Origin of the sequence: Komagataeibacter xylinus (assembly GCF_004302915.1) — a bacterium.
Classification (GTDB): Bacteria; Pseudomonadota; Alphaproteobacteria; order Acetobacterales; family Acetobacteraceae; genus Komagataeibacter; species Komagataeibacter xylinus_C.
In genome coordinates this window covers 68,272-83,676 of sequence record NZ_QQBI01000011.1, presented here as the reverse complement: position 1 = coordinate 83,676, position 15,405 = coordinate 68,272, and the positions used below count along the sequence as shown (strand labels likewise).

Below are 15,405 nucleotides of genomic sequence, written 5' to 3'. Positions count from 1 at the left end.
GTCAATCAACCATGGCGCATCATGTCAATCGGACTGCGCAATTGGGCTCATGGGTTATAGCAATCAACGGTTGGTATTATCGCCTTGATGACGGCGGCTATTACTTCGTGGGCATGGATGCCTCGCCCCTGACGCATCTCCAACGCGCATTATGGACAACGATCCTGTGGGGCATTGCAGGATTTGGTCTGATAGGGGTAGCGGGCGGCCTTTTCCTGAGCAACCTGATCCTGAAATGGATCGAGACGATAAGCAGGACGGCACGGAGCATCATGCAGGGCGATATGTCTCGCCGCATCCCGCTACGTGGCACGGATGATGAGCTTGATCATCTCTCGGAGAGCCTCAATGCGATGCTCGACCAGAATGAATACCTGATTGCAAGTCTGAAACAGGTCTCCAATGACATCGCGCACGACATGCGCCGCCCGCTGGCGCGTATGCGCCAGAATCTTGAGCGCGCCATTGGGGCACATGGACCTTCCGATACCATGCATGAGCAGGTCGAGTGTGCAATCGAGGATCTGGATGCCGCATTGGAAATATTTTCCTCGCTGCTCAAGCTGGCGCAACTTGAGTCCGGGGCATGGAACAACGAAATGGAACCCCTCGATCCCGCACGACTTCTGGAATCAGTTCTAGAACCGTATCGCTCCGTTATCGAAGACAATGGACAGCGCCTGGAAACCGAAATCATTCCCGCCTGCCCTACCGTCACCGGTCATCCAGTCCTTTTACGGCAGGCGTTCTCCAACCTGATCGAGAATGCCGTACGCCATACGCCCGACCAGACCACCATCACAGCGACCATAATGCTTTCGGACAAGACCATCACGATAGAAATAGCCGATAATGGTCCAGGCATTCCGGACGAAGCCATGCTTCGGGTATTCGACCGCTTTGTCCGTCTTGATACAAGCCGTACGCATGACGGTAACGGGCTAGGGCTTACCATGGTGAAAGCCGTAGTACAACTGCACCGGGGCACGATCGTCTTGTCTCACAACAACCCTGGCGTAAGGTGTATCGTTAAATTACCCATAGAGCTCTAGCCTTCACGGCCTCATAGACAGCAGGCCTCCTGGCTGGTTAGAGATGTGCAAATACGACTGAAGATTGGGGCATTGTAAGCTGACATCCCCGTGAGCTTTCGCCAGAAATAATGATGCCGCGCGCCCATGCGATGTGGCCGCCTGCAACGGTCCCGGCGAGCAGGGATCCAAATCGGGATTCATACAAACCATGCTGCTCTGGTCCCTGATTCTGGTTGCATCAGCCGCGGCATTTGGCCTGAGCGCCGTGTCGGGAGGCGGTGCCGGGCTGCTCCTAATGCCCCTGCTGGGGCTGGTGCTGCCTGGCACTCAGGTGCCAGCCGCCCTGTCGATCGGGACAGTTGCCAGTTCGGCGACGCGCATCATCTCGTTCCGGCAGGCGATCCGGTGGGACATCGTCCGGCATTTTGCGCCCACCGCGTTGCCCTTCGCCGCCCTGGGCGCATGGGCATTGAGCCGTATGGAGCCAGCCTATCTGTCGCTGCTTCTTGGCGTATTCCTGATGGGCAATCTTCCCCTTCTCTTTCGCAAGCCTGCACCCCAGGTCACTGTGAAAACGCCCCACGCTATCGAACTGCACGTGCTGGGTGCTACCGCCGGCTTCATTTCCGGTTTTACCGGAGCGGTCGGCCTGGTGTTCAATGGGTTTTATTATCGACTTGGTCTGCGGAAGGAAGAAATCGTCGCAACCCGCGCGGCCAACGAAATCATGCTGCATGTGCTCAAGATCGCTCTCTACGCTGAGTTCGGCCTGTTGAATACCCGGGCCAGCATTGCGGGTATCGCTGTTGCTGCGGCGGCGGTTCTGTCATCAATAATCATGAAGTACCTGTTGCCGCACCTACATGATCGCTTGTTTCACCATATTGGTCATGCCGCCATGGTCGTGGCGGGTGTCATGATGGTGATCTCCGCCAGTAGTCAGTTAGCGCGGTAGGCAAATGTCACGGTGCATTTCGCCCACGTAGCCCATGAAGCCGCAGCGTCCGTGTCATGGCGGCAACACACTTTCGCGGTCGAATGGAAAAATGGTGATGAACGCGAGTTGAGCCCCCGAGTGCTTTCCAGACTGGCTTCATCCCCTATGATAACAACCCATTGATTTGAGTGCGGGAATCTGATTCAGGCTCTGTGAGGAGACTGGAGATGAGCGACCTGTTTTGGCTGCCGGACGAACAAATGGAGCGTCTGCGGCCCTTTTTCTTTAAGAGCCATGGTAGAGCCTGCGTTGATGACCGCCGAATGCTGAGCGGCATCATTTTTGTCAATCGGAACGGCTTGCGCTGGCGCGATGCGCCCCGGGAATACGGTCCACATAAGACGCTCTAAAACCGTTGGAAGCGCTGGGGCGCCATGGGGATCTGCGCCCGGATGATGGACGGTCTGGCTGCCGGAAAGGCAGAGCCCCAGACCATCATGACTGATGCGACGTATCTCCAGGCACACCGCACGGCTTCGAGCGTGCGGCTAAAAAAGGGGATCCAGGTCGCTTGATCGGCCGCACCAGAGGGGCATAAACACGAAGCTGCATGCGATCACCGACCAGAGTGGGCGACCGCTGAGCTTTTTCATGACTGCGGGACAGATAAGCGATTATACCGATGCCGCTGCCCTGCTGGATAGTCTTCCTGAAGCACAATGGATGCCGGGAGATCGCGGGGATGACGCCGACTGGTTCAGGGACGCCCTGGAAGCAAAAGGTATAAAAGCCCTGCATTTCAGGACAGAAATCTCGCGGAAAACCGGTCAGATACGACAAGAGAAAATATAAACGCCGCAATCGCATCGAGATCATATTCGGAAGGCTCAAGGGCTGGCGGCGGGTTGCAACCCGCTACAACAGGTGCCCGACCGTCTTCTTCTCAGCCATCTGTCTCACCGCAACCGTCATGTTCTGGCTATGTGTCCCGAGCCTAGAAGCCGTCCGTACTTTGGTAAAAATCTTTCAACACCGTAATAATAATAACGTCCGCTATCATTATATTACCCGCAACAAAGTGAACTTTTCACCTGAAGATTATATGAATCTTACTTCACACGAGATTCACTATGACTACAGTGATATTTTTTTCATCGACGGCTTCAAATGTTCTATCAAGTGTTTGAGGGAGGCATCATGCCAGGATGGAAAAGTGAGCAAACACATTATCCTGAACCACTAGTGAGATCCAGTAAGCTCATCCCATCGGAAAATGCCATAAATGCATCAACGGCCTGTACTATGAGATGGCGAGACTGACAAGCATTGCCCAGTATACACTGGTTATTGCCAGATGAGTGACAGGCACCAGGGGATTCTTTTTCAGTTTCCATGAGCCGCATAATATGACCGACGTTTATGTTTCTGGCAGACACAGCCAGACGGATGCCACCAGTACGTCCCCGGGTACCTTGTACGATCCCGGCATGACACAGGTGTTGTACAACTTTCACAAGATGATTGTGCGAAATGCCATGCAACTCAGTGATGTTCCTGACGGTAACACGCGAATCAGGATTACACGCCAAGTGGATCAACACACGGAAAGCGTAGTCGGTACGCAGCGAAAGACGCATCAACCCCACCACCCATAGGCACGTGTTGACTGATTTTCCCAAGCAGCCTCTCAGAATATTGCCAACGGGCTGCTACCAGGCAACCGTGACGCAGGGCATTCGTGACATAGGGGAGTAGAGTACGCAAAATGGAGTTGCCTGCGCGTCTGTTCCTCTACAGTCATGAATTAGGTTACCTTCGAGTTTGGAAAGGTGACACACACACCAAATCCTCTGGCAGATCCTGTAAGTGGGGAACGTAAGCGCAGAGTAACGTCCATTTGGGTAGCGATATTACTGGCAATGGCGAGACCCAGGCCACTGCCATGATTACCGGTCCCGCCGCGCACGAATGGGCTAGTCAGCCGCTGGAATATGCCGGGTGGCAGCGCGGGGCAGTCATTGGTGATGTCGATTCCACCATCTGGTAGCACGGCCACCCGCACGGGCATATGGTGCCCTCCATGCAGCAGGGCGTTTTCAAGCAGGTTGCGCAACATGATGCCGGTCGCATCCATGTCACCATGTACGAATATGTGGTGAATCCCGTCTGGCGCGATGACAATGCCCTGCCCGTCACACGGATTATGCCCAAGATCATCGACAAGGACACGCACTACGGTCATCAGGTCGAAACGGTCGCGCCGGAAAGCGACGCCGGACGAGGCGCGGGAAAACTGCAGCAGTTTTTCCACCGTGCGGCCCAGCCTGCGGGTCCGGTCGGCAATGACCTCCACCCGCCGGCCCGTATCCGAACCCGCCGGCATCAGTCGGCCCAGCATCTGTACCTGCGCCAGAAGGGCTCCAAGCGGGTTACGCAGTTCATGCGCAGCGCTTGCGGCAAAGGCGCGCTCGGTAGAGAGCGCTGCCTCCAACCGCGCCAACAGCGTATTGATCGAGCGCTGGATGGAGACTAGTTCGTCAGGGAGATCAAGGGGGGGAATGGGCTGAAGGTTGCCGCTGCCACGTGCGCGCATCTCGTCATGCAGCAGGTCCAGCGGGCGCAGGGCGCGCCGCACGATCAGGCGCACCAGCCACCAGATCACCGGCATGAAAAGCAGCATGGGCACGACAGAGATCAGCATCGCGCGCCGGACGGCCTCGCGCCGGTGGAAGGTCGGTTCCCCCACAAGGACACGGTATTTCTCCGCCACGGGTGACGCGACATAAACGCGAAAATGCGGGACGTTGGCAAACCCGGTCCGCCAGTTGCTGACAAATGCGGTTTGCGGGGCATTCTGGGAACGCAGCACGACATGTCCACTCACGTCCACGACCTGATAGGCCAGTGTGCGCGGTCCGGCCTCGGGCAGCCAGGCGATGGATGACGCCGCACCCGGTTCGTGCAGTCGCGTGGCCACCGCCGTCTGCAATCGCTCGGCCACTTCCTGCAGCGAGTTATCCAGCCGTTCCGTCACCTCGTAGCGGGTAAATCCGCCCACGGCGATACTGAGGATCAGCAGCCCCAGAATAACGACCATAAGTACGCTGCTGATGATGCGGGTGGACAGGCTCCAGCTTTTCATGAGCCGTTCTTTCCATCCAGGCAGTAACCACGACCGCGTATGGTCCGGATCACGTTATTGCCCAGCTTGCGCCGCAGGCGGCTGATGAAGACCTCGACAGTATTGCTGTCCACTTCGCGATCCAGCGCATAAAGGACCGTGTCGATCTGCTGGCGCGAATAGATCCGGCCCGGACTGCGCGAGAGCAGTTCCATGATGCTCCATTCGCGCGCGGTCAGGTCCAGCCGCTCGCCATCACGCGTTACGGACCGGTTCTCCCGGTCTATCGTAATCTCTCCCACGCGGCAGTGCGCCTGCCTGCGCGGCGATGCATACCGGCGGGCTACCGCCGCAATGCGGGCCACGAGTTCATTCAGGTCATAGGGCTTGACGATATAATCATCCGCCCCTTCGGACAGACCCGCGATACGGTCACTGATCTGGTCTTCTGCCGTGGTGATGAGGATGGCGATGTCAGACGATGTCCGGCGGACCTCACGCAGCAGGTCGCGCCCGCTTCCATCGGGCAGGCCAAGGTCGAGCAGTATGAAATCATAATCCACCGTTGCCATGGCCGCGCGTGCGTCCTCCAGCGTCGTGAACCAGTCCACGGCATGCCCGTCCAGACCCACGCGCTCCTGCACCGCCACACCCAGATCGTATTCATCCTCGACAATAAGGATACGCATCAGTCCTGATCCTTTTCCCGCATGACCCGGGCATACAGTGATGGCAGCACAAGCAGGGTCAGCAACGTGGACGTGACCAGCCCGCCGATCACCACACTGGCCAGCGGGCGCTCGACTTCCGCGCCCGCACTTTCGGAAAACGCCATGGGAAAAAAGCCAAGGCTGGCGACAAGGGCTGTGGCCATGACGGGACGGAAGCGGGATTCCGCGGCCGCAAAGGCCGCCTGTGCCACGGCCATTCCCCGTGCCCGCAGGGCTGCGATCTCACTGACCAGCACCACGCCATTCAGGATCGCCACGCCAAACAGCGCGATGAAGCCGATCCCCGCCGAAATGCTGAACGGCATGCCGCGCAGCGTCAGCGCCACGATGCCGCCGGTTGCCGCCACCGGCAGGTTGACGAACACCAGCAGCGCGGGCCGCACCGCGCCAAACGCCACCACCAGCAGCGCAAAGATCAGGCCAAGGGCAACGGGCAGCACGATTTCCAGCCGCCTTGTGGCTGATTGCAGGTTACGGAACTGCCCGTCCCACTGCATGGTATATCCTGCGGGCAGTTTCACCTCCCGCGCCACACGGGCCTGCGCTTCGGCCACGTAACCGGCCAGGTCGCGCCCGCGCACATTGGCCTGCACCACCATGCGCCGGCGGACCCGGTCACGGCTTATGCGCGGCGGGCCATCGACTTCATGCACATGCGCCACCTGTGACAGCAGGACATTGCCCTGCCCGTCCATGCGCCGGACCTGCAGCGCGGCGACGGCGGCGGCAGATGTAACAGTGCGGGGGTCAAGACGCACCTGCGTGCCGATGATGGCATTGTTCACGATGACCGGCCTTGTACCGACATGCCCGCCAACCGCCTCCACCGTATCCAGAATGTCCTGCACCGCCACATTGCGGCTGGCGGCCTGCGTGCGGTCGATATCGGCGACGATCAGCGGTACGGTGCCATCACCCGCCGCCGCGACGTCTGCCGCTCCCTTCACCCCCGACATGGCTGCCACCACCCGGTCACCCAGATCGGCCAGCGTGGTCAGGTCATCGCCAAAGATCGACACCGCGATCTGCGTGCGCACGCCAGACAGCAGGTCGTCCATGCGCATCTGCACCGGCTGGCTCCACGAATACAGCGCATCGGGCAGTTCGCGCCGCAGGGTGTCATCCATCGCGGCCACAAGCCCCGCCTGCGTGCGGGCGGTCTTCCATGTAGAGGGCGGGTTGAGGAAGATGAAGCTGTCGGTCTCGTTCACGCCCATCGGGTCGGTCGGAATGGCGGATGTGCCGGTATTGCTGACCACGGAGCGCACTTCGGGAAAGCGGCGCAGGATCTGTTCCTGCTTCGTGACCGACGCCAGCACGGTGTCGAGCGAGGCCGAGGGCAGCCGCGTGGTGGTGACCGCCAGCGCCCCTTCATCAAGCTGGGGAATGAACTCACCGCCCAGCCTCATCGCAAGCCCCGCTGAAAGGGCCAGCACCACCAGCGTACCGCCAAACAGGATGCGTGGATGGGTTTCCCCCCATGTCACCATATGGGTATAGGGCCGGCGCAGGAAGGCAATCAGCCGCGTATCACCCGCAGGCCGCACGCCCCCCAGCGCAAGGGCGGCCAGAACGGGCACGCAGATGAAGCAGTACGCCAGCGACGCCAGCAGCGCCATGATGACCGTCTGCGCCATGGGGCGGAACATGTGCCCCTCGATCCCCTGCAGGGTCAGGATCGGCAGGTAGACCATGATGATGACCAGTATGGCAAACCCCACCGGGCGCATGACCTGCTGCACGGACGAGATGACCAGCGGGATGAATTCCGCTTCCGGTTCTTCCTCCCGCCGCGACAGCACATGTTCGATCACCACCAGCGAACCATCGACAATCATGCCGAAATCGATTGCGCCAAGGCTGAGCAGGTTGGCCGAGATACCGAACTGCCGCATGCCCGCCATCGCGCAGACAAGGGCAACCGGAATGACCGAGGCAATGACAAGGGCGGCCTGCCAGCTCCCGATCACCACCACCAGCACCCCCACCACCAGCACGGCGCCCATGACCAGGTTGTCACGCACGGTGGCGATGGTCTGCCCGGTCAGGGTGGCGCGGGTGTAATAGGGTTCGATCGTGACACCCATGGGCAGCGCCTGCCTGATGCCCGGCAGGGCGCGGTCGATCGCGGCAAGCGTTGCGTTGGAACTGGCCCCGCTTTCCATCATCACCACGCCGATCACGATCTCGCCCTGCCCGTCACGCGTTACCGCCCCCAGACGGGTGCGCGCGCCTGCGCGCACGCGGCCAAGATCGCGCAGCCGCACGGCGGACCCATCGGGGTTGGTGCGCACGGCAATGTTGCCAAAGTCGGCCAGGCTGCCGACCAGCCCGCGTCCGACCACGCTCTGCTGTTCGGCATGGTGCGTGATCCATCCGCCACCGGATGCCGCGTTGCCGGCATCCACCGCACGATAGACCTCGCCTACCGAAAGGTTGCTGCCGATCAGCCGCGCGGGGTCCAGCGTCACCTCATAGGTTTCTTCCGCCCCGCCATTGACGTTGACATCCACCACACCGGGTACAAGACGCATCTGCGGCACCACGGTCCAGTTCATGATGCGGTTGAGTTCCATGAGCGAACGCCCCGCGCCACGGATCTGGAACTGCATGATTTCGCCCATGCCAGTGGCCAGCGGCCCCATGCTGACGGTAATGCCGGGCACGGATATGTTTGAACGCGCCTGCTGTATGCGCTCGTTCACGCGGGTGCGGTCCAGGTTGATGTCGGTATCATCGGCAAACTGCACATACACCACCGAGACGCCGCCGCGCGATACGGAACGCAGGTCAGTCATGCCGGGGATTCCGGTCATGCTGGTCTCGACGGGAAAGGTGATGAGTTTTTCCACTTCCTCCGTCGCAAGGCCCGGCGCCACGACCGAGACGAGAACCTGCCGGGGCGAAATATCCGGCACCGCTTCCACCGGCAGGCCCAGGACAGTCATGATGCCCGCGGCCAGCAGCAGGCCAAGACCGCCCAGCACCAGCATGCGCGCGCGGATCAGGGTGGCAAGGTAGGCATGTGCCATCAGTCTGCATCCATTCCGGCCAGACCGATGACGGAACGCAGGGCAAAACTACCATGACCCACCACCGGCTCGCCCCCTTTCAGGCCGGAACGCAGCACTGCCTGTCGCCCGTCATCCAGTGCCACATCGACCACGACCGGCCGGTAATCCGTCGCGTTCACCCGCACGAACACGACGTTGTGCCCGTCAATCTGCTGGATGGCTTCGGACGGCACGACAAGACCCGCCACGCTGTCACGCTGGGCCAGTGCAGAATCCAGCACCATACCGGGCACCAGCGCGCCAGTGGGGTTGGACACACGGCTTATGACCCGGACCAGCCCGGTCAGGGAACTGGCCATCCCGTCCACCGTATCGATACGGGATGTAAACGGGCCGTCTGCCGTCTGCGTTACCTGCTGGCCGCCTGGTGCGATCCGTGCCGCCTGGTCTGGCGGGATGTCGGAAACAAGCCATATGCTGGACAGATCCGCGACGGTGGCCACATCCATGCTCGGGTCCACATCACCCGCCACTGACGTACCGATCACCTGCACCATGCCATTGACAGGGGAGATCAGGGTTGAGGTTTCATCTTCCGCGCCCTGACTGTCCTGCTCCGATGAGGAATTGAACTCCTCGGCAAAACGGTGGCCCAACGTGTCCACATCCGCCTGGCGTGCGCGCATGGTGGCATCCGCCTGTGCCAGCACGTCCTGCCTGCGGCGCAGTTCGGCCAATGATATGCTCTCGCCAGCCAGGGCCTTAGCCCGCTGCACCGCACCTGCCGCATCGGTCCGGGCCGCAATGGCGGCAGCAAGCGCTGCACGCATCTGAACCGCCTGCAGGCGCGCAACATGCAGGGAATGATCCTGATAGCGCACCAGCGCCTGCCCCCGCTGCACGGATGCGCCGGGCTGTACCAGTACTGCCAGCACCTTGCCACTGCCGGCGGGGTGGATATGCACGACCTGCGTCGTATCGGGCATGACCCGGCTCATGACCGGCAGCATGGGTGCCATACGACCCGGCGTGGCCGTGACGATGGTGACCCCTTCATTGGCAACCGCCGCCCCGTCCAGCTTCACGATCGGGGGCAGTGCCCCCTCCCCGGCATGGGCAGGCAGGGCGGGCAGGCCGAGAAGAAACAGGATGGAGGCAATCCGCTTCATGGCACAACACCTGTTGCAATCAGCATGCGGATGCTGGCGACATGCCATTCCACCTCAGCCCGGGCACTGGCCAGTCGGGTATTGGCGGCCGCCTGCCGGGCGGCAAGCGCCGTATCCACACCGGCTTCGCCTACCCGCCAGGCCCGTTCCTGCGCCTGGGCCCGCTTTTCCATATTCTCTGCGGCACTGCGGGTAGCCTGTCGTGCCGTGGTGGCCGCGATCAGGCGTTCACGCACGCGCATCATTTCCAGATGCACCATGCGCCGCGCCTGCGTTTCCTGACTGGTGGCCGTGGCCAGGCGGTTGCGGGCTTCGGACATGATGGGCGTGTTACGGACCTCGCTGGGCAGGGGGATGCTGAAATTCACGCCCACACGATCATCCCACGGGCTGCCGTACTGCTTTTCATGAATGGCGTCCACGCCGATTTCCGGGTTGGGCATGAACGAACGGCGCGCCAGTTTCATGTTCGCTTCGGCGGCTTCCACATTGCGGTGCGCGACCTTTATGCGGGGATCGTTGTCTTCCATGTCGCGCGGGCTGACAAAACGGGCCTGCGTCACGTCGCCGCCACCATAACGGCTCAGGTCAGGCACAACCGGGCGCCCCAGCAGCACCTCCAGGGCCGTAGTCGCGTTCTGCGCTTCCTCCTGTGCCAGGGCCAGTTCATCGCGCGCGTTCTCCATCGCCGCCTGCGCCACCTGCCCGTCGGTCGCGGCCAGTTCGCCCCCCTGCACCGCGCGCGTGGCGCTGGCGGCCATGCGCGCGGTCGCATCATACAGGGTGCGGGCCACATCCACCCGGCTGCGGGCGATCAGGGCGGCGGCGCCTGCATCAAGCACCCGGATGGACAGTGCCATGTGTTCGACATTGAGCTGTTCATCAATCGACGCGGCTTCCGCGCTGGCGACCTGTTTCGTGGCGCTGCCCTGCCCCGGCAGCCATAGCGGCACCGACACGCCGCCCTGATAGGTTGTATAGCCTTCGTTACTGCCCAGCATGTGGTCATCCATGTATTCACCCGACAGGGTCGGGCCGCCGGCAAACCATGACCCGGCAGCGCTGGCGCGGGCGCGGGCGGAATGATGGCCGACCTGAAGTTCGGTGCGGACGGGATCGATCGCCCAGGCCATGCCGACGGCTTCATGGAAGGATGGGCCAGGGCGGGCGTCCTGGGCCAGGGCCATCCATGGCAGGGCACAGGCCATGGCGATCGACACGATGGGGGGGATGGCGCGGTTCATGCTTCAGGCCATCATGGAATGGCGCGACCACCATGGCTGATCCGTTCGGCCAAATCGCTCCACAGTCGCGCCATCAGCAGATTGATCTCGGACGTGACCGAAAACGGGGACTGCGAACGCGCCAGGGGCGAAAGGGACATGCGTTCCCCGATGACAAAATGCCCCTGCGAGAACAGCCGGGCCGAAATCGCCCCCTGCTGCCCCTGCCCCATGGGCCTCGTAACGGAAATACGCAGGTGTGGCGGCGGGTCGGCAATGAGACCGAAGACATGCCGTTCAGCTTCATCAGAGGGGCACGCCACGCCCTGCAGCACGGCGTCACGCAGTACGGAATGGGGATAACCCCCATACATGCCATCTACATGCAAACGTATACCATGCCGGACCGTCATACATATGCCCTCTGTCCCATCATCCGCCCAAGCGGCCGACACCCCTAGGAAGAAAATACAGGCTGCATACAGACTATCCCGCACTATCCTTTGCATAATAAGCGTCTGTTCCCCGGCGTACATAAAGTTCCTGCCATCACGACGACGACTTTCTGACGGTAACAGAGAAACCTGACGTGAACCTGAACATCCGGTCTACAAAAGAAAATTTATATTATGAAAATGATTATCATTTCTATATTTAGAGTAAGCGATAATTTCATATGTGAATTTAAGGCTCTGTTAGAGCCTGAATTAGAAAGCGGTTTGATTGATTTGTCTCAGCACGCTGCAGATATGGACAATCATCAACTGTGCACAGGATAACGAGATTGGTGCCTCGACATGTTTCGTGAAACGGCGGCAGCGTCCGAGTCATACGAAGCGACGCTCCACGATCCAGCGTTTCGGCATGATGATGAAGCCTTCAGCCCGATCGCTGCGCTTGACGATCTCGATCGTCCGTCGGCCACGTTCGACCAGCACACCACGCAACTTCTCGCCAGCATATCCACCCTCACCAATCAGATGGCGCAGCCAAGCGAACAATGAGCGTATTTTGCTTGCTGCCGGCGGCGCACCGTTATGATCCTGAATGTCGGCGGGATGCACGACAGCTGCCACGACATGACACAGCGTGTCGGTCGAGATATGCCGCTCGCGACCCTTGATTTTTTTTGCTCGCGTCATAACCACAGCGGCCGCTGTTGTAGCGGTTTTAACCGACTGGCTGTCAATAACACCCACCGAAGGCGTGGCGTCTTGCCCACTTGTGCTGCTCTGCCACAGCTGGCTAGGCTCGTATCTCGGATTTGAGCATCTGTTAAAGTTCCTTGCTACGGACGGACATGATGCTGTCGTGCCCTCGGTACCCAGCTCTGCCTTTTTCAACCCGATCACCGGTATCATACATAGGCCCGCGTTGTGCAGCCGCACTCATATGCGGGCTGATGGCTCGTCTAGCCGGTACCCGGCGTTTTGAACGCTCATCGGCGTCAGGATAAGGCTCCAGACTCACCCCGCACCCAGACTGAAACAGGTGATTTCACACCCCTGCCCAATTAGAGTACAAAACCCGACCACAGCCCGGTGCCATTGCTAACGTATAGCAACCTACCGCCAGGAATGTGCTGGCAGCCGCAACCGAACGTGACCCTGTTCGGCTGTGCTGCACATCTCATGTTTCCGTTTTCTGGCGCAGAGGCCAACGTTGCCCTGTATGTCGGCGTAGAACGTGGTTGATCGCTCATCAGACAAGCGCATGCAGCGTCGAACCTACAACACATATTAAGAAGTCCGGCAGGACATGTTTGAATACATTGAAATGTTCGGGCTTCCCTGTTTTCCTCGGCCAGCCAGTAATCTGGCATGCTGACGAACTGCCTCAATTTCCTTTGCCGAGACCTTTCCTTTGAGCTTCGCGTTCCGCATCCGCCAGTCCAGACTTCTCACCTGATCAGAGAGGACCACACTGGCGGGTTTTACTACTACGGCTACTTCAAACGAATAGCCTTTGATTTTAGTGGTCATGGGGCAGCAAAGCGTCATCCCCGCTTTGGCATTATAACTTGCAGGGCTGAGAAGCACCGCAGGCCGATGCACAGCCCGTTTCCGCCCCGGCTGAGGGATCAAATTCCAACCAGACAATGTCGCCGCAGTCCGGAACCCACGTGACCTGCGATTTGGTGTTCACCAGCTTTCGTCACCTACAGACTGTCCAAAGTCAATTTCATCATGCCCGTTCAGATCGGTAATCCCGGCGACGAGATCTTCCAGTTTGAGCAGTGTGGCGCGAACTGGCGCAATGATAACTCGAACATCTTCCTCATGAACATTCATCATCTGATCATCCTGACGTTCGGGTGATGCCTGGCTGCCTTATGACAAAGCCGGATAGGCTGGGCTGATCAGTCAGACCTTGGCCCCTTTTGCTTTCGTGCCGGTCTTCCGTACCGCACGCGGTCTCGCTGAAGTCTTGGAACCCGGCGTTTTCTTTGGCGATGCCGCGGAAGATCCGGTTTCAGTTGCCGACGACCTGGATCGCTTCGAAATCGTTTTTTTGGGGGGTAATACAGCCTCTGCAGTGTCGACCAACACTTCTTTCGTCGCACTATCGACAGAAGGTGCTGCGGTTGCTTCGTCCACGGGAGCGGTCTGGGGCACCAAAACCTTACGTCCGAGACCCGCGTCTCGCGCCAGAGTCGCCCGCATTTTGGCATACTCCGGAGCAACCATGGGATAATCCATAGGAAGCTGCCACTTCTCTCGGTATTGCGTTGGCGTCATTCCGTACCTTGTCTGCAGGTGACGCTTGAGCATTTTGAGTTTTTTGCCATCTTCCAGACAGACGATGTAGTCAGGAAATACCGACTGCGCGACTGGAACTGCGGGTTGCTGGGCAGGGATGCTGCTGTTTTTCTGTGTGGCCGGTGTTGTTTCGCGGATAGCGGCGTAGACATCGCGGATAAACGCCGGGACATGTTCTGTCGGCAGAGAGGTATTGGTATTGCCGAGATGCGCTGCCACGATGTCGCTCATGGCAATTACAATTGCCGGGGATAGGTCGTCTGATTGGTCCATGATAAAGCCTCTCCGCTATATTTTTGCCGAATAACATTGCCGGAGTGTAAGTCTTTATGCAATCGGCAAAATATGGCGTATCGAAAGCTGAATTATATATTGCGGTACGTTGCCTACATCGATCACATTGCACCATGAACATCAAGTTTTACGCAAATTGTATGCGGCGGAGCCTGCCCCTGATTACGCTATCAGACGGCGTAGACTGGCTTATGCAGCGGGCCTTTCACGAAAACTACGGCTCACCTCAATGTCGATGATAAGTTTTTTAGTCCGAATATATCCACACACGAATTTTCCATGACGTGGTGAGCGGATACAGTATTTATCTCTATCACCTGTCTGATGATCACCCCGGGTTATCCTGCAGATAATGCTGCCAGTCATGACTGTGTAACGATATAGCCGCGTTTCAGGCGATAACGGATCATCGCGGTCAGAGCATTCACCGCAGCGCCTTCGTCGGGATAGAGATCCACGCGCTGGGTGCCAGCTGTCCCGATCCTGCCCCAGTTACGAACAAGTGCAGCACCACCGAACAGGTCGGGCTGAACTGACAGTCCGTAATACCGCCACTCATTGAAACTGGGTTGAATACGGCGCAACTGGACCGATAGCGGGAACAGTCCAAGTTGTATTGTTTTCCCTGGGGGAACGGCGCTCCTTGATCTTCTGGATGTCATATTGGTCCTGCGCATCGCATGATGCTAACATGATCTATTATCCAAGTACAGATATTCTGAACTTCTTTCAGCCTTTTGCAACTCCGCGTGGAGCATGCATGGATCATTTCCTACGATCTATGGGTCGGATGATACGATGCGGATGTCTTCCGATACGTCAATCATCCAGCACATTGGTGGTTGCCTCAAGCCATGACCCGGTCGAAGATGACGTAGAAGACGCTTTTTCTCGCCACTCAGGCGTGACTGCCCTTCGATCAGCCAGAAAGTGCAGGGCATGTTTCGAACATGCGTTGCCCGCAGAATATTGACGAAACACTTGGTAACAATAATGAGATATACGTTACAACAAGACGGAATCGTGTAGATTGAGCAGCCTGATCATGATTCCGTGGAGCCAGGTGACCAGATTAAATCACTACGGAAATCGTCAACAATAGCAAAGTATATCGGGTTATGCC

At 59.0% G+C, this 15,405-nt stretch carries 13 protein-coding genes and 2 pseudogenes; 3 read left to right on the top strand and 12 right to left on the bottom strand.

Features of this window, described 5'->3' with window-relative positions:
- The 3 genes and pseudogenes from DV027_RS08980 to DV027_RS08970 all read left to right on the top strand — a co-directional run.
- Nucleotides 1-1,052 (top strand): sensor histidine kinase (locus tag DV027_RS08980; protein WP_242621814.1); only part of this gene is annotated, 1,052 nt, incomplete at its 5' end.
- A 190-nt stretch (nucleotides 1,053-1,242) separates the two neighbouring features.
- Nucleotides 1,243-1,989 carry a sulfite exporter TauE/SafE family protein gene (locus tag DV027_RS08975; protein WP_241503147.1) on the top strand — a complete coding sequence of 249 codons (747 nt, stop codon included), beginning with the start codon at nucleotides 1,243-1,245 and terminating at the stop codon, nucleotides 1,987-1,989.
- Nucleotides 1,990-2,198: 209 nt separating this feature from the next.
- Nucleotides 2,199-2,953, top strand: a pseudogene (locus DV027_RS08970) (IS5 family transposase); the annotation flags it as partial.
- 244 nt (nucleotides 2,954-3,197) lie between these two features.
- Here the strand turns inward: DV027_RS08970 and DV027_RS08965 are convergent.
- The 12 genes and pseudogenes from DV027_RS08965 to DV027_RS08915 form a co-directional block, all read right to left on the bottom strand.
- Nucleotides 3,198-3,608: an RrF2 family transcriptional regulator gene (locus DV027_RS08965; RefSeq protein WP_116703191.1), complete on the bottom strand. Its 411-nt coding sequence runs from the start codon at nucleotides 3,606-3,608 to the stop codon at nucleotides 3,198-3,200.
- 167 nt (nucleotides 3,609-3,775) lie between these two features.
- Nucleotides 3,776-5,113 (bottom strand): histidine kinase dimerization/phospho-acceptor domain-containing protein, encoded by a 1,338-nt coding sequence (locus tag DV027_RS08960; protein WP_014106854.1) that lies wholly within the window; start codon nucleotides 5,111-5,113, stop codon nucleotides 3,776-3,778.
- Nucleotides 5,110-5,781 carry a response regulator transcription factor gene (locus DV027_RS08955; protein ID WP_116703192.1) on the bottom strand — a complete coding sequence of 224 codons (672 nt, stop codon included), beginning with the start codon at nucleotides 5,779-5,781 and terminating at the stop codon, nucleotides 5,110-5,112. The genes DV027_RS08960 and DV027_RS08955 overlap by 4 nt, the downstream gene beginning before the upstream one ends.
- Nucleotides 5,781-8,855, bottom strand: a complete 3,075-nt coding sequence (locus DV027_RS08950) for an efflux RND transporter permease subunit (RefSeq protein WP_116703193.1) — start codon at nucleotides 8,853-8,855, stop codon at nucleotides 5,781-5,783. The genes DV027_RS08955 and DV027_RS08950 overlap by 1 nt, the downstream gene beginning before the upstream one ends.
- Complete coding sequence (locus DV027_RS08945) at nucleotides 8,855-10,006, bottom strand: efflux RND transporter periplasmic adaptor subunit (protein ID WP_116703194.1); 1,152 nt, start codon at nucleotides 10,004-10,006, stop codon at nucleotides 8,855-8,857. Before DV027_RS08945 ends, DV027_RS08950 begins: the two co-directional genes overlap by 1 nt.
- Nucleotides 10,003-11,250, bottom strand: a complete 1,248-nt coding sequence (locus DV027_RS08940) for a TolC family protein (RefSeq protein ID WP_019092071.1) — start codon at nucleotides 11,248-11,250, stop codon at nucleotides 10,003-10,005. Before DV027_RS08940 ends, DV027_RS08945 begins: the two co-directional genes overlap by 4 nt.
- An 11-nt stretch (nucleotides 11,251-11,261) precedes the next feature.
- Nucleotides 11,262-11,738: a hypothetical protein gene (locus DV027_RS08935; RefSeq protein WP_370664434.1), complete on the bottom strand. Its 477-nt coding sequence runs from the start codon at nucleotides 11,736-11,738 to the stop codon at nucleotides 11,262-11,264.
- 198 nt (nucleotides 11,739-11,936) lie between these two features.
- Nucleotides 11,937-12,449, bottom strand: a pseudogene (locus DV027_RS08930) (transposase); the annotation flags it as partial.
- A gap of 519 nt (nucleotides 12,450-12,968) precedes the next feature.
- Nucleotides 12,969-13,268: a type II toxin-antitoxin system PemK/MazF family toxin gene (locus DV027_RS08925; RefSeq protein ID WP_116703211.1), complete on the bottom strand. Its 300-nt coding sequence runs from the start codon at nucleotides 13,266-13,268 to the stop codon at nucleotides 12,969-12,971.
- 102 nt (nucleotides 13,269-13,370) lie between these two features.
- The gene (locus DV027_RS17510; protein ID WP_053323998.1) at nucleotides 13,371-13,523 is read right to left on the bottom strand and encodes an AbrB/MazE/SpoVT family DNA-binding domain-containing protein; all 153 of its coding nucleotides are present in this window, start codon (nucleotides 13,521-13,523) and stop codon (nucleotides 13,371-13,373) included.
- Nucleotides 13,524-13,592: 69 nt separating this feature from the next.
- Nucleotides 13,593-14,219, bottom strand: coding sequence for a Ros/MucR family transcriptional regulator (locus DV027_RS08920; protein ID WP_241503148.1), 627 nt, complete (start codon nucleotides 14,217-14,219; stop codon nucleotides 13,593-13,595).
- A gap of 425 nt (nucleotides 14,220-14,644) precedes the next feature.
- A complete protein-coding gene (locus tag DV027_RS08915; protein WP_110569789.1) occupies nucleotides 14,645-14,944 on the bottom strand; it encodes a WGR domain-containing protein in 300 nt (99 codons plus the stop codon).
- Nucleotides 14,945-15,405: the final 461 nt, after the last annotated feature.